Genomic DNA, 20,868 nt, shown 5'->3' on the forward strand with positions numbered 1-20,868 from the left:
CGATTCGAGCGATCGCACCGGAAGTGCGACCGACCGGGGACGGGATGCCGCCAGCGTAGCGGACAGTTTTCCGCGGTAGAACGGCCGAGAAACCGACTCACGGAACTTCGATCCCGATTCGCTTAAGAGTGGCGGGGGTAGCTTTTAGCCGGTGTGTGGTTATCTTTCACACATGGAATCGGAACTGTCGGTCAGGGAGGTCCTGACGAACGACTACGTCGGCGTCAGCGAGTCGGACACGGTTCGCGGCGCCGTCGAACTCATGCGAGAGGAGCGCTCGAGTTGCGTCCTCGTCGTCCGCGGGAGCGAGCCGGTCGGAATCATGACCGAGTGGGACGTCCTCGACGTCGTCGCCGACGAGCGCGATCCGTCCGAGACGACCGTCGGCGACGTCATGAGTTCGCCGGTCATCACGTTCGGGCCGGACCGGTCGCTCACCGACGTCGCCGACGCGATGGCCCGCGAGAGCATCCGCAACGTCGTGGTCGAGGACGACGAGGGCGTGGTCGGCCTGCTCACCCAACGCGACGTCATCGCCGCCGCGGGCTCGTTCCAGGCCACGATGACACCCGGGCGAACGGCCAACACCGCGACGGGACTCGAGGGCGCGCAGCCGTCGGACGAGCGCTCTGCCCAGTCCCAACCCGCCGGCGAGAGTCTCGACTCGCGGATGCTGGCCAACGGCGGCGACGAGTACACGACCCAGGGCGTCTGCGAAGCCTGTGGCTCGCTCGCGGAGGCGCTGTGGGACGCCAACGGCCAACTGGTCTGTGCGGACTGTCGCACGGTGTGACCGTCGAGGCGCCGGCGGCTGCGGTCCAGCGCTCCGATCGGATCCGCGCCGCTGCGTGCCAGGACGTAGCGCGACACCAGTCACCGACAGCGATTTCTCCGATAGAAAGACCTTTCGGGGGCCGCGATGCACCCATGGATAATGATCGATACCCTCGACGACCTCGACGTCGAAGGGACCACCGTCGGCGTCCGCGTGGACATCAACAGCCCGATCGGCGACGACGGTACCCTCGCCGATGACGCCAGACTGCGTGCCCACGTGGACACCCTCTCGGAACTGCTCGAGCGCGGCGGCCGGGTCGCCGTCCTCGCTCATCAGGGCCGGCCCGGCGGCGACGACTTCGTCTCCCTCGAGTCCCATGCCGAGCGGCTCTCGAAACTGCTCGAGCGGCCCGTCGACCACGTGGACACAACGTTCAGCGACGCCGCCCGCGAAGCCGTCCGGACCCTCGAGAACGGCGACTGCCTCGTCCTCGAGAACACGCGCTTCTACAGCGAGGAGTACATGGAGTTCGACGCCGAACGCGCCGCCGAGACCCACCTCGTGGAGGGGCTGGCGCCGGCGCTGGACGTCTACGTCAACGACGCCTTCGCCGCGGCCCACCGCTCCCAGCCCTCGCTGGTCGGCTTCCCGACCGTCCTCCCCGGCTACGCCGGCCGCGTGATGGAGTCGGAACTCGACGTCCTCGGGACGATCGAGGAGACCCCCGAACCGCGGATCTACGTCCTCGGCGGGGCGAAGGTCCCGGACTCGATCGACGTCGCCTGGTCCGTCCTCGAGAAGGGGCTGGCCGACCACGTCCTCACCGCCGGCGTCGTCGGCAACGTCTTCCTCATCGCCGACGGCGTCGACGTGGGCGACGCCAGCTCCGACTTCATCTACGATCAGGGCTACTGGGACGAGATCGACCGCGCCGCCGACCTGCTCGACGCCTACGGCGACAGCATCGCGCTCCCGCGGGACGTCGCCGTCGAACGCGACGGCGAGCGCCACGAACTCGGCGTCAACGCCCTCCCGCCAGGCGACGAGGAGGCCGCCATGGACATCGGTAGCTCGACACTGGCCTACTACGAGCGTCTGCTCGAGGACGCGGGCACGGTCATCCTCAACGGCCCCGCCGGCGTCTTCGAGGAGGAGGCGTTCGCGACGGGGACCCGACAGCTCTACGGCGCCGCGACCGACGTCGAGATGAGCATCGTCGGCGGCGGCGACACCGCCTCCGCGCTGCGCAGCCTCGGCGTCGACGGCTTCACACACGTCAGCACCGGCGGCGGCGCCGCCCTGCGGATGCTCACCGCGGAGCCGCTGCCCGCCGTGACCGCACTTCAGGATGGACCCAAACGACAACAGCCGGCCGACGATTGAACGCGCCACCGCCGACGACGTCGAGACGGTCGCGGACCTGTGGGTCCGACTGGCTCGAGACCAGCGCCGACACGACTCCTACGTCCGCGCCGACGCCAACCGGGAGACGATGCGGGACACGCTCGCGGCCCACCAGGTCAACGACGGCCTGCTCGTCGCCCGCGACGGCGGGACCGTCGTCGGCTTCGCCTCGTTTTCCGTCGAACGGGGCTCGCTCCAGCTCGACGCCACCCGCGGCGTGCTCTCGAACATCTACGTCGTCCCCGCCGCCCGCGGACAGGGCGTCGGGACGGCGCTGCTCGAGGCCGTCGAAGACGAACTCGCATCCCAGGGCGCCGACGTCGTCGTGCTCGAGGTGATGGCCCGCAACGAGGCCGCCCGGCGGTTCTACGAGCGGAAGGGGTACGAGACCTATCGGGTCGCGATGGATCGCGACCTCGAGGACGACCGCTCGGAAAACGATACACATTCAAAGGAGGACGGCTAACCCGAAACTGCGCCAGGGGAGCATGGGTGGTTCATGCACTCGACTTGTAATCGAGACTCCCGGGGTTCAAATCCCCGCCCTGGCTTACTGACGCAACCAATTCCGTGAGCGTCTCGGTCCCGTTCAAATCCCGTCCGACCTCGAATCCTGATTATCAACTACTCCACTGACAGGTATCGATACTTCCGTGACTAATGGAGAGTCCGGAAGATCGAATCTCGAGCGACGAGAATCGCCCGCGACGGGGACGACTCACGACTCGAAACGCTCCGGACTATTATTACGGACTCGCCGATACTGGATACTGTCCGGGTCGCATCTCCCTGAGAACGCCAGATCTCACATCTACTCCCAAGTCGCCTTCGACTCGGACACCCCGGTACCGGCACGTAGTGTCACCCGAAACGCCGACGGAAGTCGGCGTCGGAACTCCCCTTTCGACCGGTGGCGTGTCGATCGAAATCGACTATTGATAGCGGAGCGATTCCGATCGGCAGCGGCCGGTGTGTTTCGAATGTCTCGAGTCGAACGGTAGTCGTCGGCAACGGCGGACTCCCCATCCCGCCACTCGAGTATTCGACTACCGCAAAGTAAGCCTACTGGCCGGCTAGTCGCACGTTGGCCCGGGTTTCGGACGATTCGGAGCGCCCCGAGTGACATCGCAGCCGGCCGATCGTTCCCAGCCGTTGCCGACGCGTTCGGAGACGTGCGCTCAACAGCGTCTGGTGACCCGTTCGTTCACGACCGGGTCGCCGGCCGACCCGTCCGCCTCGACCGGCTGCTCGAGGTGATAGATCGTCACCGACTCGAGGTCTCGATCCGATTCTGCGCAGACGTACGCCGCCGCCGGCTCGTACTGCGACTCGCCGGCGTAGCGCATATCGACGCCGTACCGGTGCCAGAGCGTCGTCGGGTACGTCCCGGCGGCGTCCGGCGGCGGGTCGAACGCGACCTCGCCGCCGTCGACCGCGTCGATCGTCTCGCCCGACTCGAGGGTCGCCTCGACCGCGTACCAGCTCGAGGTGTCCGGCGGGTTCGGCGCGAAGAACGACCAGCTCACGTCCGAGAGCTCGCCGTCCAGATCCGGGGTCGAGTCCTCTGCGATTCCGAGACTCGCCGCCTGCCAGCAGAGTATGGCGACGAAGACGCCGACGAGCAACGCGGTGCTCCCGACCCAGATACCCCGCCGGACGCGAGGAACGTGGGGGCTCGACTCGGGCAGTAACGGTCCGGTTTCTCCGATTCGATCCACCCGAATCGAGGCCGGGAGCCGCTGACGGACGCCCGGGGCGACGAGTGCTGTGATCTCCTCGAGCCGGTCCCAGACCGGCGCCGGGAAGAACAGGAGCAGGCCGGCGATCATGACGAATGGGAACGCGCCCAGGCGCATCGTCGCGGCCATCCCGAGGTGCGCACAGACGAACGCGGCGGCGAGTGCGGTCCGCGGTCGCCCGGTGGACAGAATCAGGAACGGCGAGACGGAGAGCATGGTGACCCAGAGCCAGTTGATCGCGGTGAGCACCGTCCCGAACTCGGCGAGGGACGGCCCGAGCAACACGATGTACTCCTCGAGGCGGAAGATCCGGGACACCGCCGTCCCGGACAGCCACGCCTCGCTCTGGAACTTGTGGACCGCGCTCGCCGCGTAGATGGTCACGAAGTGGACGCAGAGGATCGCCGTCTCGAGCGAGTAGACGGGACGATCGTCGTCGCTCCGCCGGCGGTCGTCGAGCGACCAGCGCGCGTCGAGCGGCAGGAACAGGCCCAGAAACAGGAACGTGAGCAGGATGGTGTCGCCGCCGTTGACCACGTGCGGGTTCCGGGCGAACAGCGAGGCCAGCAGGACCAGGGAGAGCCCCAGCGAGAGCTTCGTCCGGTAGCCGACGAGGAGACACGCGGCGGCGACGCCGGCAATCGCGAACAACATCCCTTGTACCCACGCCGCGCCGGAGACCGCGTGGAGCGACGCGGCCGCAAACGTCGGATAGACGTCGGCGAGCGCCGAGCGTGGGAAGACGCCGTCGTCGGTGTAGAACGTTACTAACCCCGGCACCCGGAGGAACGCCATATCGGCGAGCAGGAGCGCTCCCAGCACGATCCGAAACGCGCCGAGCGCTCGCGGATCGACGCCCAGACGCGGTCTCGCGACCGCGTGGAGTCGCTCGAGCGCCGCGCGGGATCGATCGGTCGGTTTCGAGTCCTGTGGTGACGAACTCATCGATGAGTGACGTCCGGCAGATTCGATCGATAGTATAAGTGCTTTGTAGTGTCAATTCTGACGTCACGTTGCGCCGCTATCGGACTAGTCTGAGAGCGAATGAGACGATGACTCTCGAGACGGACGAGAGCCGCAGCGACGACCGGCTGAGCGAACCTACTGGATAGACTCAACTCGAGAGATCGGAGTCGTCACTCGCCGGGGTCCGGTAGGTACCGATTCGAGCGCCCGAAAAAGTCGGCCGGCGAAAGCCGACGGTGGAACGATGATAACCGAGGACGAGGGAACTGTCTCAGAGTCGGAACCCCCCTACTGGCAACGACTAGGTGTTCCTCCCTCGTCATTAGCGTGAACGTCCCAGATAGTGATAGCTCCATTGCCAAACTGTGTAGGTAGTGGTGTGACGGAACGTCGACTCGAGCCCGTTACCGACCGGTTCGATCCGGAACGCGACCGAATCGTCACCGCCGCTCTCTCGGCCCGATCGGTAGTGTCTCGCGCCCGGTCACTCGGGTCGTTTCGCGGTCCGCACCTCGCCCGATACGGCGTCGACGTGGACGTGGACGGTATCGGTCGCCGTCTCGAGGGGGACGATCCAGGAGGCGCTGGTCCGATGGGGGTCCTCGAGGACGGTGATCTCCGCCGGGTCGAGCGAGCCGTCCTCCTCGACGAGCGCCTCGCGGGCGATCCGGACCGCCTCGTCGGCGTCGTCGATCCGGACGTTCTCGGTGAGACGAACGGTCACGACCGGTACGTCGGCCATCCGGACGACGCGCTCGGTGACGCTCCCGACTAGCACGCGGTCGAGGCCGGTCCGGCCCTGGGTCCCCATGACGATCATGTCGACGTCGTGTTCGTCGGCATACTCGAGGATTTCCTCGTGGGGAACGCCCTGCTCGACCGCCGTCACGACCTCGACGCCCTTGCGGGTGGCTTCCCGCTCGACGCGCTCGACGGCGCGGTCGGCGGCGGCAATCGCCGTATCGCTCTGTAGCGTCCCGAGGGGTCCCTCCGGAACGACCGACAGCGCGTGGATGGTCGCCCCGAACTGCTGTGCGATGGCCATTCCGTGGTCGATCGATTGGCGGGTCCCGTCGCTCCCGTCCGTCGGAATGAGCACGTCCTGATACATGGTATCGGACGTTAGGAATCCGGACGTATATAGCCTCGAGTCGCACTCTCGGGGACTCACGTCGCCGTTCCGGTGCCTAGCTATTTATCGATCGATGTGGTGACACCCACCGAGTATGGTATCTGTTACCGACCTGCAAGAGATGTACGAGGCAATGGTGACGGCGCGCCAGTACGAGGAACGCCTCCAGGAGGAGTACCTCGAGGGGAAGCAACCGGCGTTCGACATCTCCGCCGGGCCGATTCCCGGCGAGTTACACCTCGCCGCGGGCCACGAGGCGTCGGGCGCGGGGGTCTGCCAGCACCTGCGCGACGACGACACGGTGACGGCGCCGCACCGACCCCACCACATCGCCGTCGCGAAGGGCGTCGATCTGAAGCGGATGACCGCCGAAATTTTCGGCCGTGAGACGGGGCTGAGCAAGGGGAAGGGCGGTCACATGCACCTCTTCGATCCGGACGTCAACTTCGCGTGCAGCGGGATCATCGCCGAGGGCTGTCCGCCCGCGGTCGGCGCCGGACTGGCCGCGAAGAAACGAAATACCGACAGCGTCGCGGTCGCGTTCCTCGGCGAGGGGGCGATCGATCAGGGCGCGTTCCTCGAGTCGCTCAACCTGGCTGCCGTCCAAGACCTCCCCGTCGTCTTCGTCGTCGAGGACAACGACTGGGCGATCAGCATGCCCAAAGATCGCGTCACCGACGTCGAGAACGGCGCGCGGCGCGCCGACGGCTTCGATATGCCGGGAACCCGCGTGGACGCCGACGACGCCGTCGCGGTCTACGAGGCCGCGCGGGAGGCGATCGGGCGCGCTCAAGACCGGAACGGGCCGTCGCTGCTCGAGGTCCAGGTCCACCGACGCATGGGTCACTTCATGGGCGACCCCGAGGCCTACCGCTCCGACGAGGACAAGGCCGCGGCCGAGCGGCGGGACTCGATCGATCGTCTCGAGGCGGACCTGCGGGCCCACGGCGTCGACGACGAGACGATCGACGAACTGCGCTCGAGCGCTCGGGAGCGCGTCGAGGAGGCGATCGAGTGGGCGAAAGAGCAACCGGAGCCCGAGCCGGCGGACGCTCACGAGGACGTGTTCACGAATCCGCCGTCGGGCGTAACGGACAGCGAACCGAACGTCGCGAAAACGGAGACCGGAGGTGACGACTGATGGCCCAACAGGAGAAAGATCCGGCGGAGGGAGGGCAGACAGACCGATCGCTGACGATGAGCCGGGCGATGGTCGAGGCGATCGCCCACGAGATGCGCGAGGACGACGACGTCTTCTACATGGGCGAGGACGTCGCCGACTACGGCGGCATCTTCGACAGCACCGAGGGGCTGCTCGAGGAGTTCGGCCGCGACCGCATCATGGACGTCCCGATCAGCGAGACGGCGTACATCGGCGCCGCGGTAGGGGCGGCTCAGGCCGGGATGCGCCCGATTGCCGAACTCATGTTCGTCGACTTCTTCGGCGTCGGAATGGATCAGATCTACAACCAGATGGCCAAGAACACCTACATGAGCGGCGGCGCCGTGAGCGTGCCGATGGTGCTCACCGCCGCCGTGGGCGGCACGTACAACGACGCCGCCCAGCACTCCCAGACCCTCTACGGGACGTTCGCCCACTTGCCGGGGATGAAGGTCGTCGTCCCGTCGACCGCCTACGACGCGAAGGGGCTGATGCACAACGCCATCCGCGACGACGATCCGGTCGTCTACCTGTTCCACAAGCGGCTCATGGGCATCGGCTGGCTGCCCGCCCCCGACGGGCCGAAGACGCCCGTCCCCGAGGACGAGTACACGATCCCCTTCGGCAGCGCCGACGTCAAGCGCGAAGGCAGCGACGTAACCGTCGTCACACTCGGCCTGCACGTCCACCGCGCGCTCGAGGCCGCCGACGAACTCGCCGACGACGGGATCGACGCCGAGGTCGTCGACCTCCGGACGTTGGTGCCGCTCGACACCGAGACCGTCCGCGACTCGGTCGCGAAGACCGGGCGACTCGTCGTGGTCGACGAGGACTACCGCTCGTTCGGCGTCACCGGCGAAATCGTCGCGCGGGTGGCCGAGGCCGAGGACGGACTCGCCGCCCTCGAGGCCGTCGAGCGGGTCGCCGTTCCGGACGTCCCGCTCCCCTACGCGCGGCCGATGGAGAACGAGGTCATCCCGGACGCCGAGGACATCACGGACGCCGTCCGCGCGGCCCACGGTGACGAATGAGTCCGGACGACGACCGCGTCGCCGTCGACACCGGCGACGTCTGGCCCGAGGACACCGACGAGGACGAGGGCGTCGTCGTCAACTGGTTCCTGCGCGAAGGGGCCGACGTCGAGGCGGGCGACGACCTCTGTGAGTTCCAGGTCGAGAAGGTCAGTGTCGACGTCCCGGCGCCGACGGACGGCACGATCGACGAGATCGTCCTCGAGGAAGACGACGAGTTCGAGCGCGGGGCCGTCCTCGCCTGGATCGAGCCGGAGTAGTTTCACGATGGCACCGACCGACTCCGATACGGACGACGACGACGGCGATCGGACCGAGAGCGACGAGCACGGGCGAACCGTCCGCGAGGAGCGATCGCTCTCCCCGATGCGGCGGACGATCGCGAACCGCCTGCAGGACAGCTATCGGAACGCCGTCCACGTGACCGCCAGCCGGGAGGTCGACGCCGAGGCGCTGTTCCGTGCGACCGAGACCGCGAACGATCGCCTCGAGGCGGACGTCTCGCTCGTCGACGTCGCGCTGGCCGCGCTCTCGGCGACGCTCGCGGACCATCCGGCATTCAACGCGACGTTCGAGGACGGAACCCACCGCACGTACGAGGAGCACAACGTCGGCGTCGCGGTCGATATCGAGGCGGGGCTGGTGACGCCGGTCCTGCGCGATGTCGGCTCGAAGTCCCTCGCCGAGATCGCGACCGAACGACGACGGCTGACCGAGACAGTCCAATCCGGCGAGTACACGATGGACGACCTCCGCGGCGGGACGTTCACCGTCACGAACCTCGGCGCCCTCGGTGTCGACTCGTTCACGCCGGTCATCAACCCGCCGGAGGTCGCGATCCTCGGAATCGGACGGACGCGGGAACGGACCCGCCGCGGCGACGACGGCCTCGAGTTTCGCCGCGAGGTGACCTACGATCTGAGCTTCGACCACCGGATCGTCGACGGCGCGGACGCGGCACGGTTCCTCGGGACGCTCGCGGACTACACCGAGGGTGCCGAGCGGTTCGCGCCCGACGGCTGATCCGACTCAGCGGGGTCCGCTCCTGTTCTCGGTACGGTTAGAAACCCAACAAGAATATATATTCAGAGTGACTATCGTGAAATATGCGCGACCGATATCGCAACGGGCTGGCGGTAGTCGACGCCAGTCTGGACGTGTTTCGCGCCCGCCCTGGGCTCGCGATCCTCCCGCTGTTGAGCCTCGTCGCCGTCGGCAGTGCGTACGCGGCCGTCGGCGTCGCGATCCTCCACTACGGCCTGCTCGGCGCGGTATTCACGAACGATCTCGTCAGGTACGGCGCCACGTTCGCCGGCCTCGCGATTTCCTCGAGCGTCGGCGTCTTCTTCAATGCCGCGGTGGTCCACTGCGCGTCGCGACAGTTCGACGGCGAGGAGACGTCGGCCCGCGACGGGCTCGCGGCCGCGTGGGACGCCCGCCGGGAGATCGCGAAGTGGAGCCTCGTCTCCGCGACGATTGGGACCCTCCTCTACGTAGCCGAAGACAACGTCCCCGGCGTCGGCACGCTCACCCGATCGATCCTCAATCTCGGATGGGGGCTGCTGACGTTTTTCGTCGTCCCGGTGATCGTCACGGACCGTACGGGGTCGCTCCGGTCGGAGCTTCGGCGAAGCGGTAGCGCGTTCGCCCGGACGTGGGGCGAGTCGATCACCGCGGCGTTCGGGATCGGCCTGGCGCTGCTCCCGGTCACGCTAACCGGAATCGGCATGCTCGTCGTCGCCTATGTCTCGGCGACAGGACTCACCGCGTACGTGCTCGGTGCGCTCGGCGGCCTCTTGGTCGTCGCGACCCTCGTCGTCACGCAGGTACTGGGCATGATCGTCCGAACGGCGCTCTACCGGTACGCGACCGACGGCGAGCGCGTGGGCCCGCTCGCGGAACTCGACCCGGACCGGATCTTCGTCGACGACTGACCCGCTCGAGTCGGTCCCAGTCACCCTTCGAACGGATCAGCAGCGACCTGACTCACGCTCGAGAACGACCGGTCGCGGTCGGCGAACCGGAACGACTCGCTAACGTTGACTGTATTGATTGGGTGAGTGGTTACCGTCGGAAAGGATTCCTCCGGTGTATCTTTGACAATCTTTTTTACGGTACACGAAAACGTATCGCACGGAGCATGACAAATCTTGTCACTAACGTCGCGGCCGCCGTCGAGGACCACGGCGAGAACACCGCGATCGGCTTTCAGGGCTCGGAAACGAGCTACGAGGAATTCTGGGGTCAGACCGGGGCGTTCGCCACCGCGCTCGAGGAACGGGGGCTGGGTGCCGACGATCGAGTCGCGCTCTATCTGCCGAACGTGCCGCCGTTTCTGATCTCGTTCCACGGGACGTTGCGGGCCGGCGGAGTCGTCGTCCCGATGAATCCGCAGTACAAGGCCCGCGAGATCGGCCACCTGCTCGGGGACAGCGAGGCCAAGGTCGTCGTCGCGCTGGCCGATCTGGTCCCCTTCGTCCGGGAGGTAGCGGACGAGACGAGCGTCGAACACATCGTCAGCGTCGGCGGCGACGCCGAGGGTGCCACCGCGTTCGAGGAGTTCCTCGAGCCGGGCGATCCCGGTATCGCCGAGCGCGACGACGACGACGACGCCGTCCAGCCGTACACCTCCGGGACGACGGGCCAGCCGAAGGGCGTCCAACTCACCCACGAGAACCTGTCGTCGAACGCGAAGGCCGCGGCGAAGCTCATCCCCGACGGGATCCGGCCGGACGACAAGCAGCTCGGCGTCCTGCCGCTGTTCCACATCTACGGAATGACGGTCACGATGAACGCGGCGCTGTTCAACGGCGGCGCGTACTATCCGATGGCCTCGTGGGACGCACAGGACGCCGTCTCGCTGATCGAGGACGAACAGTTGACGATCATGCACGGCGTCCCGGCGATGTACAACGACGTGATCAACCAGCCTAACGCCGAGGAGTTCGACATGTCGTCGCTGCGGCTCTGCGGCGTCGGCGGCTCCGGGATCCCGGTCGAGGTCCTGCGCCAGTTCGAGGAACGCTACGAGCCGAAGATATACGAGGGGTACGGCCTGACCGAGACCAGCCCGATCACCCACTTCAACAGCCCGATCGAGGGTCGTCGGGTCGGCAGCATCGGGAAAACGGTTCCCGGCGTCGATTCGAAAGTGGTCGACGACGACTTCGGTGAGGTTCCGCCGGTCGAAGAGGGACCGATCGACGAGGAGGAAGCCGACCTCCACGATATCACCGGCGAGATCGTCGTCGCCGGGCCGAACGTCATGAAGGGCTACTACGGCCTGCCCGAGGCCAACGAGGAGGCCTTCACCGAGGAGGGCGGCCGACGCTGGTTCCACACCGGCGACGTCGGCTACCACGACGAGGACGGCTTCTTCTACGTCGTCGACCGCGAGAAGCACATGATCGTCACTGGCGGCTACAACGTCTACCCGCGCGAAGTCGAGGAACTCCTCTTCGAGCACGAGGACGTCGCCGACGCCGCCGTCGCGGGTATCCCGGACGAACGACGCGGCGAGACCGTCAAGGCCTTCATCGTCCGCACGCCCGACGGCGACGTCACCGAGGACGAGATCAAGGAGTACTGCCTGTCCAACCTCGCGGAGTACAAACACCCCCGCGAGGTCGAGTTCGTCGAGGAACTGCCCCGGACGACCACGGGCAAGGTTCAGAAGTTCAAGCTCCGCGAGCAGGACGAAGAGGAGGGAGCGGAGGCCGAATAATGGCGCTGGGCGAAGCGGTCCACCTCGAGATCGAGGCCGACGGTCCCGCGACGATCACGCTCGACCAACCGGATCGGCGCAACGCCCTCTCGGAGGCGATCAGCACCGGTATCTCCGAAGCGCTCGACGAGATCGAGGGCAGCGACGCTCGAGTCGTCCGTATCGAGGGCTCTGGCGGCTCGTTCTCGGCCGGCGGCGACATCGAGCGCATGGTCGAGGGAATCGAAAACGACATCCCCGCCGACGAGCGGGTGCGCAGGCTCGAGCGCTCGACAAACGAACTCATCGGACGAGTGGTGGAGTTTCCGATTCCGACGGTCGCGGTGGTCGACGGCCCCGCCGTCGGCGCCGGCGCGAACCTCGCGATCGCCTGCGACGTGCAACTGGCCAGCGAAACAGCCGTCTTCGGCTTCGTCTTCCGGCAAGTCGGACTGAGCGTCGACGCCGGGACGTCCTACCTGCTGCCCCGTATCGTCGGTGAAAACGTCGCCAAGGAGCTCGTGTTGACCGGCGACATCATCGACGCCGACCGCGCCGAAGAAATCGGCCTCGTCAACCACGTCTACGGCGCCGAGGAGTTCGACGAGCGGGTCGACGAGTTCGTCGAGAAGGTCGTCTCCGGCCCGCCGATCGCGCTCCGACACGCCAATCGGCTGGTCGGCGAAGGGCTCGATAAATCGCTCGAGCAGGCCCTGACCGACGAGGCGACGGCCCAGGGAATCGTCTTCGACACCGCGGATCACGAGCAGGGCGTCGAGGCCTTCCTCGAGGACCGCGAGCCGTCGTTCGACGGCCGGTAGCGGCCGGATTCGTTCTCCGACTCGAGCGATACTCCCGTCCCCGTTCGCGACCGTCGCTTAGCGATCCGGCTCGGTCCGAGCGGTCCCGCCGCCGACTGGAATCAGCGTCGAAACCCGCGCGTTTTCCTTGATCTGCAGGCCGCCGTCGGCGACGGTCAGCGGGATCAGTGGCAGGTGCGACGCGACCAGCATCGAGGGGTGGGAGCCGCCCCGGGCCAGCAGTTCGTTGCGCGGCTGGAGCTGGACCGGCTCCTCGAGGTCCGTCAGGAACTCGTTGTGCTGGAGGACGTACTGGCCGCCCTCGAGGGCCCACCAGCCGTACTCGTCGTCCGGCTCCCGGAGCTCGGTGGGGACCGGCTCGAGGTCGGCGTCCTCGAGTTCGTCGCCGCCGAAATCCAGTCGCCCGGGCGCGGCGACCTCGTAGACGGCGCTGACGGTCAGATCAATGCCGTGCTCGTGGACCTGTACGGGTTCGTACACGAGGTTGTCGACGACCTCGGCGAGCGGATGCTCGGCGGACATTTCGGTCGAAGTGATGGGTTCCCAGCGCAAAAAACGTGTCCTCGTCGCATCGAATGTCGTCAGCGCGTCGAGCGCCGTCGAAGCTATCGGACCTGGACCCCAATCGAGGCACCCTCGTCGTCGATACGGGTCACGACCGGCGGCTCGCTATCAACCACAGTGACTTTCCGATATTCTTTCCAAAACGAACACACCTAAAAGTTAGGCCGTCAACAGTAGGGCCGATGGTACACCTCGAGCGGATTCGGATTCGGCCGGTCGCGTCCCTCGATGCGATCTCGGTTTCGGAACGGACGCTCGTCGACCGCGGACCGGCGTGGGAGCGGCGGTATACGATCGTCGAGCGAACACCGGGAAGCGACGCCCGACCCGCGCCGGTCACCGCGGAACGCGAACCCCGACTCCGCAGGCTCGAGACGACGTACGACCTCGAGCGAGAGACGGTGACGATCCGCGAACGAGGAAGCGACGAGACCGCGACCTTCCACCTCGACCTCGATCGGGAGTGTTTCGCCTCGTGGCTCTCGGAGTTCCTCGGCTACTCGGTCGAGATCGTTCGCACCGACGAGAGCGGCGGCCCGAGCGCCGCAGTTCCGTCGGGGCCGACGGTCGTCAGCGCCGAGACGCTCGAGACGGTCGCCGAGTGGTACGACGAGATCGACGCCGACGAACTGTGTCGTCGCGTCCAGCCGACGCTCGTCGTCGGCGGCGCCCCGCCGTTCTGGGAGGACCGACTCTACGGGCGGGCCGATCGGATCGTTCCCGTCGAGGTCGGGTCGACGACGCTGTACGGGACCGCACCGTCGCAACTGCGCGGCCTCTCGGCGCGCGACCCCGAGACCGGCGCGCAAACCGACGGGTTTCGGGAGACGTTCGTCGAGCGCCGCCGCGCGACGCTGCCCGACTGGGCGACCGCGGTGCGGTTCGACCACTACTTCCGGCTGTTGTCCGAGACGCGAGTCCCGCAGGCGTCGGTGGGGACGACGCTCTCGGTCGACGAGCCGGTCACCGTCGGGGAGCCAGTCCCGTCCCCGACGCCGGCCGACTGACTCGAGCGACGCCGGTCGACGGCCGACGGCCGACGCATTGGTGCTCATCGATCGGCGTAGCGAAGTGAAACGGCCGTTTACCGGCCGAACGCGCCGAGACGCGACCGCACGCTATTTTCACATCTGGTATTCGGAGCCAAAACTCAAAGAGGGCGCTCTGACTTCCCGGTAGCATGGGAACGGGTCTCGATATCGGACCGGGAGCGCTCAGGGTGGCCGCCGAACCGGCCGGGGAGGCGATCGAATCGGTACCGCCGCTCGTCGTTCCGGTCGACGATGCAGCGGGGAGCGACCTGCCGGATGACGGACTGTTCGTAGAGCGAGACGGAACGACCTACGCGGTGGGGGCGACCGCCGAAGCGGTCGCCGACGCGACCGGCGCGGCGCCCGAGTCGCTGTTTTCCAACGGTGTCTTGGCGGTCGACGGCTACGCCGAACCGGCTCTCGAGGCACTGCTTGAGGACGAGCTCGAGATCCGCGGGAACGACGGGCGACTCTGCTATACGACGCCGGGGACGCTGGTCGACGCCGCGGAGCCGACCGCGGCCCACCGGGAGACCGTCGAGTCGATCGTCGCCGAGCACGCGGCCGACGCCACGCCGATCAGCAGGGGCTTCGCCGTCGTCTACGACCAGTTGGCCGAGGACAACTACACCGGGCTCGGCATCTGCATCGGACCGCAGACGACCGGCGTCGCGCTGGCCTACTACGGCGTGCCCGCGTTGGCGTTCTCGCTCGCGAAGGGCAGCGAGTGGATCGTCGAGCGAGCGGCGGCCGAAACCGGCCGCGAGCCGGCGGAGATCGCGGCCGTCCGCGAGGAGTTCGCGCTCGATCCCGACGCCGCGTCGGGCGAAGTCGAGAGCGCGCTCGCGAAGGCCCACGACGCGCTGATCGGCGACCTCGCCGACGCGATCGCGGCCGAGGCCGACGAGAACGACGTGCAACAGGGGCTGGCCGTCCCGATCGCGGTCGCCGGCGACGGCGCGATCGAGGGCCTCGAGTTCCTGCTCGGCGGGCGGTTCGACGCGTCGGCGCTCCCGTTCTCGGTTCGCGGCGTGCGGCTGGCCGACGACCCCGCCGGGAGTGCCGCCCGCGGTGCGCTCGCGGCGGCCGAGGACGACGTCGACGCCTACGAGGACGTCACCTGGTCGGCGGCCGAAACCAATGGGGACGGCGACGAGTCGAACGGGGCTCCGGCCGGCGCCGACGCGAGCGGATCGACGACGCTCTCCTTCGACGGCGATCTGGGCGGTGAGGGCGGCGCGGACCGCGACCGCGCTGACGACGCCATCGAGCAGTTGTTCGACCGGCTCGCCGACCGCGACGAGGAGATCGAATCGGTCCGAACCGACCTCGAGTCGGCGTTCGAGGACATCGCGTACGTCGAGGAGCGGACGGCCGAGGCCGAGACGGTCGCGGAGCTCGACGAGCGCCTCGAGGCGTTCGCCGACGATCTGCGCGACCTCGAAGCCGAGAGCGAGACGCACGCGAGCGACGAGGCGGTCGACGAACTGGGAGACGACCTCGAGGCGCTCTCGACGGCCTTCGAGGACTTAGAGACCGACGTCGACGGCCTCGCGACCGAGCTGGAAGCCGACCTCGAGGCGGTCGAATCCGGGCTGGCGGACGACATCGACGAGTTGGAAGCCGAGCTGGCGGACGACATCGGCGAACTGGAGTCCGGACTCGAGACCGACCTCGAGACGCTGTCGGAGACCGCCGCTGACGAACGCGCGACCCTCGAGGAGCGGATCGGGGAGCTCGCCGACGATCTCGAGGGGGTTTCGGGCAGAACGAGCTCGCTTGACGAACGACTCGAGACGCTCCGAGCGGACCTGGAACGGCTCGAGGTGGAGGCCGCGTCCGCGGCCGACCTCGAGGACGCGATCGTGACGATCGATCGCCTGGCCGAGACGCTCGCGGCGATCGACGAGGACGTCGATCGGATCGACGATCGTCTCGTCGCTCTGGACGACGGCCTCGAGGAGCAGGCGACCCGGGTCGAGGGTGTCGACGATCAGCTCGACGATGTCGACGACCGACTCGAGGATCACGTCGAGCGAACCGACGACGACCTCGCGGAACTCGCCGCGGAGATCGAGGCCGTCGAGGCGACGGTCGACGACGAACTGGCCGCCGTCGACGCCGATCTCGAGGACGTGGCGGCGACGATCGAGGACGAGATCGACGCGGTCGAAGGCGAACTCGAGTCGGTCGACGATCGGATCGGAGACGTCGATAGCCGGGTCGGCGATGTCGACGACCGGCTCGAGGACGTGATCGATGACGTCGACGACCGAATTCAGGGCGTCGACGATCGGCTCGAGACGACCAGAACGGACCTCGATACCGTCGCGGAGGATCTCACGGCCGTCGACGATCGGCTCGAGACGACCGACGACCGCGTCGGGACGGTGGCCGACGACGTCACCGACGCCCGCGAGACGCTGGGTGCCCGAGCCGACGATCTGGAGGCGCGCCTGGAGAGCGCTCGGGAGACGATCGGGGACGTCGAGGCGACGGCGGCCAGCGACGAACGGGTCGACGCCGTCGAAGACGACCTCGAGGCCCTCGAGATGGATTTCGAAGAACTCGGAGACAGTGTCACGAGCGTCTCGGAGCGACTCGAGGACCTCGCGGAGCGGACGGCGCTCGAGGATGCGGTCACCGACCTCGCGACCGACCTCGACGCCGCCGAGAGCGAACTCGCCGATCTCGGCGACGAGGTCGATTCGCTCGAAGTGGAGGTCGACGACCGACTCGAGGCGACGACCGCCGAATTCGAAGCGACGGCGACCGAACTCGAGGCGCGACTCGCCGACCGGACGGACGACGTCGAGACGAGACTCGAGAACGCGGTCGGATCGATCGAGGACGATTTCGCGATGCTCGAGTCGCGCCTCGATCGCCTCGACGAAGCGGCACCAGAGGCTGACGCGGTCGCCGAACTGTCCGATTCGCTCGCTGAGACGCGGGAGACGGTCGAATCGGCGACCGCGGAGGTCGACGACCTCGGAGACGACCTCGACGCGCTCGAGACGACGCTGACGGATCGGATCGACTCGGTCGAGACGAACCTCGACGACGTCGCGTCCGATCTCCGATCGACGGTGGCGGATGAGACCGACGCGCTCGCGGACCGTCTCGAGGGGCTCGGTGACCAGGTCGACTCGCTCGAGGCCGACGTCGAGACCCGACTCGAGGAGGTTACCGAAACCGTCGACGGGGTCGACGCCGACGTCGAACGGGTTTCGGCGCGCGTCTCGGAATTCGACGACCGCCTCCAGTCTCTCGACGAGACGGCCGCGTCCGCGGACGCCGTCGAGACGCTCGAGGAATCGACCGACGCCCTCGAGGGAGAGCTCGAAACGCTTCGGGCGGCGTCCGACGAAACGCGAGAGGCGATCGACGCCCTCGAGGCCGACCGCGAGGCGGCGCCGGAGGGCGTCGCGGAGCGTCTCGAGGCCGACCGCGAGGCGGCGCCGGAGGGCGTCGCGGAGCGTCTCGAGGCCGTCGCGGATCGCATCGACGGTCTCGAGGGCCAGACCGACGCGCTTGCGGGTCGGATCGATCGACTCGACGACCGCTCGACGCGAGTCGACGACCTGGCCGATCGCGCGGACGAACTCGACGACCGGACGAGCGAGCACGGGTCGCGGCTCGATCGGCAAGGCGATTCGCTCGCGGCCCACGACGACCGCCTCGAGTCGGTCGCGAGCGAGGTCGACGACCTCGCGGCGGCCCTCGACGCGACGCCGGACGAGGCGGTCCTCGAGTCGACGGACGATCGACTGGACGCGCTCGCGGATCGAGCGGACGGACTCGAGTCGGCGCTCGACGACGTGGAGTCGTCGACGGCCCGCGGAGAGCGACTCGAGGCACTGCAGGCGGACGTCGCCGAGTTGCGAGAACGCGTCGAGACGGAAGCACAACCCCACGAACGGGACGAGTCGTCCGGAACGGCGGAGACGGTCGTTCCGATCGCTGCCGGCGGTGGCGGCGCCGGCGTCGTCGCCGGCGGCTCGCTCGCGCTCGCGGGCGACGGGACGATCGGCGCCGTCGCCGTCGTGCTCGGCGTCGTCCTGATCGCCGGCGCTATCGCGGCGAGTCGGTAAGGAGATCGTTGCGGGTCGCACGCACAGCCGCTCCTCCTCGGAGATTCTCGCGTTCGCGGAGCCGACGCTACGCGTACGGAGCTGCGGGAAAACGGCACCGTCGGTCGTCACGAGGGCTGCGACCGGTTACTCGCGGATCGGGTCGACGTTTCGCATCTCGCCCCCGCATCGCCGACAGGTACTGACGAGCGCGTCGGCGACCGTCTCGCGGTGCCCGCACGCCACACACTCGTACTCGAGCTGCTCGGCTACTGTCATGTGCTAACGTTTGTGATGGATCGTGTTAACTCTTTCCACGGTAAATAGTATCGATGAATTACGTCGAAGTCGACTACTCGAGCAGCCAAAGCACGGCGCCGAGTGCTGTGGCGGCGGCGACCGACGCCGCGAGGAGGGCGAACGCGGGCCGGAAGCCGGCGACTTCCGAAAGCGTGCCGACGATCGCGGGGGCGATCGCCCCGGCCGCCATCAGCAGCGTCCGGACGACGCCGAGCCCGCCGCCGGCGACGTCGTCGGGGATCGCCGACATCAGGTAGGCCCCCCTGACGGGCCGGAAGCCGTGGGAGCCGATGCCGACCGCGACGAGCGCCACGCCGAGAACCGGCGGCCCAGCCGTCCCGGTCAAGGCGATGAGGGCGGTCAGGGCGACCGACGCGATCCCGAGCGTGCCGACGATGAGCGGGAGTCGTCCGACCCGATCGCTAAGATCGCCGGTGACGAGCTGGACGAGGCTCGCGAGGAAGAGGGCGCTGTAGAGCAGGCTCGCCGTCGCGTCGGTCAGCCCCGCCTCCTGTGTGAGATACAGCGGGGCGAACGCGACGAACCCGTTGTAGGTGAACGAGAACAGCACCGTCAGCAGCGCGAACACCGCGAACCGCGGGTCCCGAAGGAGCGTCGTGTACTGGCCGATGCCGCCGGCCGAGACGGCGGCCGTAGCGGCGTCGCCCGCGGAGTCGTCCGGCAGGCGTTGTGGGACGCGTACCCGAAACGCCGCGCCGAGAGCGAGTCCGACCAGTCCGGCGCCCAGGAAGAGCAGCCGCCAGCTATCGCCCAGCGGGAACGAGACGCTCGCGACGGCGACGATCACGGCCGGCGCGACGACGCCCCCGAAGGCACCGAACGTATCGAGCACGCCGAGGGCTCGGCCCGTGCGCGCGGGGTAGGCCCGCGACAGCAGCCGAACGGCGACGGTCTTGTGCGCGCCGGTGCCGGCGCCCATGACGAGCATCGCGCCGACGAGGACGAGAAACGGCGAGTCGACGACCAACGCGAGCGCGGCGACGGCCGCCACGACGACGCCCGCCGTGATGACGCCCACCGAGCCGAAGCGATCCGCGAGCACGCCCGAGGGAAACTGCATGGCCGCGTAGACGAGCATCAGTCCGGTGTAGGCGGTCCCGAGCACCGCGTTCGAGACGCCGTAGCTCGCCCCGAACGAGTCGAACAGCGGCGGGAAGGCGTAGCGAAGGAATTTCGCGAGAAACCAGATCGTCGCCGTCAGGACGAGGACGTCGTAGCCGCGGAGCCGATCGACTGTCTCGCGAAGCGCCATGTGGGTCTATCGGGGATATCCGAACGAACGACGAATACCCACCGATTTCGCCACCGCGATCGAAACGGGGTCGAACGGTGTGTCAGTGACTGCAGCGGGGCCGGTCGACGGCGGTCACGACCGATCTCGGGCGGTCTCGTAGTCGGTCGTCTCGGAGGCGATCGTCGCCGCGCTGCGCTCGCCCTCGAGTCCGCTCGAGTCCCCGCTTATCGCTGACCCCAGCGTCGAATACCGACGGACCGTCGCAACTGCGTTATCCCTGCACTTACTGATCGATTGGACGAACGACTACCGATAGCGTCCTCGAGCCATCGAGGATAATCGGACGAACGAACAATATTCTAGGAGATCAATCCGAGTATGATTGTAGAATGAGGTACTGTCCGTACCAGCACAACGCTTTTTCGTGGTAAGCCAACCCATTCCACCATGGTGCATCCTGCCCCACGCGCGCCGGAACGTTCGTACTACGAGTGCTGTGAGTGTGGCTACCGAGAGATGACCGATTCGCTCGAGTCCTGTCCCGAGTGTGACGGACGAACGAGAAATATCGCGGTCGCCCGAGCGTAGGGCGTCGCCGCGTCGGTCCGCCGCAGTAGCTCACGCGTGTCTGTGGCGACGCGGCCCTAACGGCCGCCTCGTCAGTCGAAGTCCGGGAGGTCCTCCGGCGGTTCGTACTCGGCCTCCCAGTCGACGTACTCCTCCTTGAGGGTCACCGAGACGATCTGGCCGAACTCTGTCAGTTCGGCGTTGATTGAGGAGACCGTCCCCCATGTATCGAGACCCGGGTGGTACTCTCGCGCCTGCCAGTCCTCGGGGATACCGGGCGCGTGATAGCCGACCCTGTCGGCGAAGTCGTCCCAGAAGAAGTCGAATCCGGCGAAGAGATCCATC

At 67.6% G+C, this 20,868-nt stretch carries 18 protein-coding genes, 1 tRNA gene and 1 pseudogene; 14 read left to right on the forward strand and 6 right to left on the reverse strand.

The window, feature by feature from the left end:
• Nucleotides 1-172 precede the first annotated feature (172 nt).
• The 4 genes from C477_RS22370 to C477_RS22385 all read left to right on the forward strand — a co-directional run bounded on the left by C477_RS22370 (nt 173) and on the right by C477_RS22385 (nt 2,733).
• The gene (locus C477_RS22370) at nt 173-793 is read left to right on the forward strand and encodes a CBS domain-containing protein (protein WP_008896858.1); all 621 of its coding nucleotides are present in this window, start codon (nt 173-175) and stop codon (nt 791-793) included.
• A 141-nt stretch (nt 794-934) separates the two neighbouring features.
• Nucleotides 935-2,161 (forward strand): phosphoglycerate kinase, encoded by a 1,227-nt coding sequence (locus tag C477_RS22375; protein ID WP_008896859.1) that lies wholly within the window; start codon nt 935-937, stop codon nt 2,159-2,161.
• Nucleotides 2,127-2,648, forward strand: coding sequence for a GNAT family N-acetyltransferase (locus tag C477_RS22380; protein WP_008896860.1), 522 nt, complete (start codon nt 2,127-2,129; stop codon nt 2,646-2,648). Before C477_RS22375 ends, C477_RS22380 begins: the two co-directional genes overlap by 35 nt.
• A gap of 11 nt (nt 2,649-2,659) precedes the next feature.
• A tRNA-Thr gene (locus tag C477_RS22385) sits at nt 2,660-2,733 on the forward strand.
• A gap of 627 nt (nt 2,734-3,360) precedes the next feature.
• Here C477_RS22385 and C477_RS22390 read toward each other — a convergent pair.
• A complete protein-coding gene (locus C477_RS22390; RefSeq protein ID WP_008896861.1) occupies nt 3,361-4,866 on the reverse strand; it encodes an HTTM domain-containing protein in 1,506 nt (501 codons plus the stop codon).
• Between the two features lie 505 nt (nt 4,867-5,371).
• The gene (locus C477_RS22395; RefSeq protein ID WP_008896862.1) at nt 5,372-5,998 is read right to left on the reverse strand and encodes a universal stress protein; all 627 of its coding nucleotides are present in this window, start codon (nt 5,996-5,998) and stop codon (nt 5,372-5,374) included.
• A gap of 142 nt (nt 5,999-6,140) precedes the next feature.
• Between C477_RS22395 and C477_RS22400 the strand changes: the two genes are divergently transcribed.
• The 7 genes from C477_RS22400 to C477_RS22430 all read left to right on the forward strand — a co-directional run bounded on the left by C477_RS22400 (nt 6,141) and on the right by C477_RS22430 (nt 12,736).
• Complete coding sequence (locus tag C477_RS22400; RefSeq protein ID WP_049914776.1) at nt 6,141-7,160, forward strand: thiamine pyrophosphate-dependent dehydrogenase E1 component subunit alpha; 1,020 nt, start codon at nt 6,141-6,143, stop codon at nt 7,158-7,160.
• Complete coding sequence (locus C477_RS22405; RefSeq protein ID WP_008896864.1) at nt 7,160-8,212, forward strand: alpha-ketoacid dehydrogenase subunit beta; 1,053 nt, start codon at nt 7,160-7,162, stop codon at nt 8,210-8,212. The genes C477_RS22400 and C477_RS22405 overlap by 1 nt, the downstream gene beginning before the upstream one ends.
• On the forward strand, nt 8,209-8,472 hold the full coding sequence (locus tag C477_RS22410) for a lipoyl domain-containing protein (protein ID WP_008896865.1): 264 nt from the start codon (nt 8,209-8,211) through the stop codon (nt 8,470-8,472). The genes C477_RS22405 and C477_RS22410 overlap by 4 nt, the downstream gene beginning before the upstream one ends.
• Before the next feature lie 7 nt (nt 8,473-8,479).
• Complete coding sequence (locus C477_RS22415) at nt 8,480-9,235, forward strand: 2-oxo acid dehydrogenase subunit E2 (RefSeq protein ID WP_008896866.1); 756 nt, start codon at nt 8,480-8,482, stop codon at nt 9,233-9,235.
• An 83-nt stretch (nt 9,236-9,318) separates the two neighbouring features.
• A complete protein-coding gene (locus tag C477_RS22420) occupies nt 9,319-10,146 on the forward strand; it encodes a DUF6159 family protein (protein ID WP_008896867.1) in 828 nt (275 codons plus the stop codon).
• 206 nt (nt 10,147-10,352) lie between these two features.
• Nucleotides 10,353-11,936: a long-chain-fatty-acid--CoA ligase gene (locus C477_RS22425; protein ID WP_008896868.1), complete on the forward strand. Its 1,584-nt coding sequence runs from the start codon at nt 10,353-10,355 to the stop codon at nt 11,934-11,936.
• Nucleotides 11,936-12,736 (forward strand): enoyl-CoA hydratase-related protein, encoded by an 801-nt coding sequence (locus C477_RS22430; protein WP_008896869.1) that lies wholly within the window; start codon nt 11,936-11,938, stop codon nt 12,734-12,736. Before C477_RS22425 ends, C477_RS22430 begins: the two co-directional genes overlap by 1 nt.
• A 57-nt stretch (nt 12,737-12,793) precedes the next feature.
• Here C477_RS22430 and C477_RS22435 read toward each other — a convergent pair whose 3' ends face one another.
• Entirely contained in the window at nt 12,794-13,258 is a 465-nt protein-coding gene (locus C477_RS22435; protein WP_008896870.1) for a dCTP deaminase/dUTPase family protein, read from the reverse strand.
• A gap of 224 nt (nt 13,259-13,482) precedes the next feature.
• Here C477_RS22435 and C477_RS22440 point away from each other — a divergent pair, with 224 nt between their 5' ends.
• Both C477_RS22440 and C477_RS22445 read left to right on the forward strand, forming a co-directional pair.
• Entirely contained in the window at nt 13,483-14,307 is an 825-nt protein-coding gene (locus tag C477_RS22440) for an MOSC N-terminal beta barrel domain-containing protein (RefSeq protein ID WP_008896871.1), read from the forward strand.
• Nucleotides 14,308-14,480: 173 nt separating this feature from the next.
• Nucleotides 14,481-18,422: a disk-shape morphogenesis protein volactin gene (locus C477_RS22445; protein WP_049914777.1), complete on the forward strand. Its 3,942-nt coding sequence runs from the start codon at nt 14,481-14,483 to the stop codon at nt 18,420-18,422.
• 126 nt (nt 18,423-18,548) lie between these two features.
• On the opposite strand, the gene C477_RS23750 is transcribed toward C477_RS22445, so the two are convergent.
• Together C477_RS23750 and C477_RS22450 are read right to left on the reverse strand one after the other, a co-directional pair.
• Nucleotides 18,549-18,680 (reverse strand): rubrerythrin-like domain-containing protein, encoded by a 132-nt coding sequence (locus tag C477_RS23750; RefSeq protein ID WP_008896873.1) that lies wholly within the window; start codon nt 18,678-18,680, stop codon nt 18,549-18,551.
• A gap of 73 nt (nt 18,681-18,753) precedes the next feature.
• Complete coding sequence (locus C477_RS22450; protein WP_008896874.1) at nt 18,754-19,974, reverse strand: MFS transporter; 1,221 nt, start codon at nt 19,972-19,974, stop codon at nt 18,754-18,756.
• A 429-nt stretch (nt 19,975-20,403) separates the two neighbouring features.
• On the opposite strand from C477_RS22450, the gene C477_RS23755 reads away from it, so the two are divergent.
• Nucleotides 20,404-20,544, forward strand: a complete 141-nt coding sequence (locus C477_RS23755) for a rubrerythrin-like domain-containing protein (RefSeq protein ID WP_152423379.1) — start codon at nt 20,404-20,406, stop codon at nt 20,542-20,544.
• A gap of 71 nt (nt 20,545-20,615) precedes the next feature.
• Here the strand turns inward: C477_RS23755 and C477_RS22455 are convergent.
• Nucleotides 20,616-20,868: pseudogene (locus tag C477_RS22455) on the reverse strand (hypothetical protein); the annotation flags it as partial.

This window comes from Haloterrigena salina JCM 13891 (assembly GCF_000337495.1).
Lineage (GTDB): Archaea > Halobacteriota > Halobacteria > Halobacteriales > Natrialbaceae > Haloterrigena > Haloterrigena salina.

Excerpts from the sequence above, each read along its gene's own strand:
- C477_RS22450 (WP_008896874.1), bottom strand. The coding sequence starts at position 19,974 with ATGGCGCTTCGCGAGACAGTCGATCGGCTCCGCGGCTACGACGTCCTC.
- C477_RS22440 (WP_008896871.1), top strand. The coding sequence starts at position 13,483 with ATGGTACACCTCGAGCGGATTCGGATTCGGCCGGTCGCGTCCCTCGAT.
- C477_RS22370 (WP_008896858.1), top strand. The coding sequence starts at position 173 with ATGGAATCGGAACTGTCGGTCAGGGAGGTCCTGACGAACGACTACGTC.
- C477_RS22400 (WP_049914776.1), top strand. The coding sequence starts at position 6,141 with ATGTACGAGGCAATGGTGACGGCGCGCCAGTACGAGGAACGCCTCCAG.
- C477_RS22420 (WP_008896867.1), top strand. The coding sequence starts at position 9,319 with ATGCGCGACCGATATCGCAACGGGCTGGCGGTAGTCGACGCCAGTCTG.
- C477_RS22410 (WP_008896865.1), top strand. The coding sequence starts at position 8,209 with ATGAGTCCGGACGACGACCGCGTCGCCGTCGACACCGGCGACGTCTGG.
- C477_RS22415 (WP_008896866.1), top strand. The coding sequence starts at position 8,480 with ATGGCACCGACCGACTCCGATACGGACGACGACGACGGCGATCGGACC.
- C477_RS22445 (WP_049914777.1), top strand. The coding sequence starts at position 14,481 with ATGGGAACGGGTCTCGATATCGGACCGGGAGCGCTCAGGGTGGCCGCC.
- C477_RS22395 (WP_008896862.1), bottom strand. The coding sequence starts at position 5,998 with ATGTATCAGGACGTGCTCATTCCGACGGACGGGAGCGACGGGACCCGC.
- C477_RS22390 (WP_008896861.1), bottom strand. The coding sequence starts at position 4,866 with ATGAGTTCGTCACCACAGGACTCGAAACCGACCGATCGATCCCGCGCG.
- C477_RS22435 (WP_008896870.1), bottom strand. The coding sequence starts at position 13,258 with ATGTCCGCCGAGCATCCGCTCGCCGAGGTCGTCGACAACCTCGTGTAC.
- C477_RS22405 (WP_008896864.1), top strand. The coding sequence starts at position 7,160 with ATGGCCCAACAGGAGAAAGATCCGGCGGAGGGAGGGCAGACAGACCGA.
- C477_RS23750 (WP_008896873.1), bottom strand. The coding sequence starts at position 18,680 with ATGACAGTAGCCGAGCAGCTCGAGTACGAGTGTGTGGCGTGCGGGCAC.
- C477_RS22430 (WP_008896869.1), top strand. The coding sequence starts at position 11,936 with ATGGCGCTGGGCGAAGCGGTCCACCTCGAGATCGAGGCCGACGGTCCC.
- C477_RS22425 (WP_008896868.1), top strand. The coding sequence starts at position 10,353 with ATGACAAATCTTGTCACTAACGTCGCGGCCGCCGTCGAGGACCACGGC.
- C477_RS23755 (WP_152423379.1), top strand. The coding sequence starts at position 20,404 with ATGGTGCATCCTGCCCCACGCGCGCCGGAACGTTCGTACTACGAGTGC.
- C477_RS22375 (WP_008896859.1), top strand. The coding sequence starts at position 935 with ATGATCGATACCCTCGACGACCTCGACGTCGAAGGGACCACCGTCGGC.
- C477_RS22380 (WP_008896860.1), top strand. The coding sequence starts at position 2,127 with ATGGACCCAAACGACAACAGCCGGCCGACGATTGAACGCGCCACCGCC.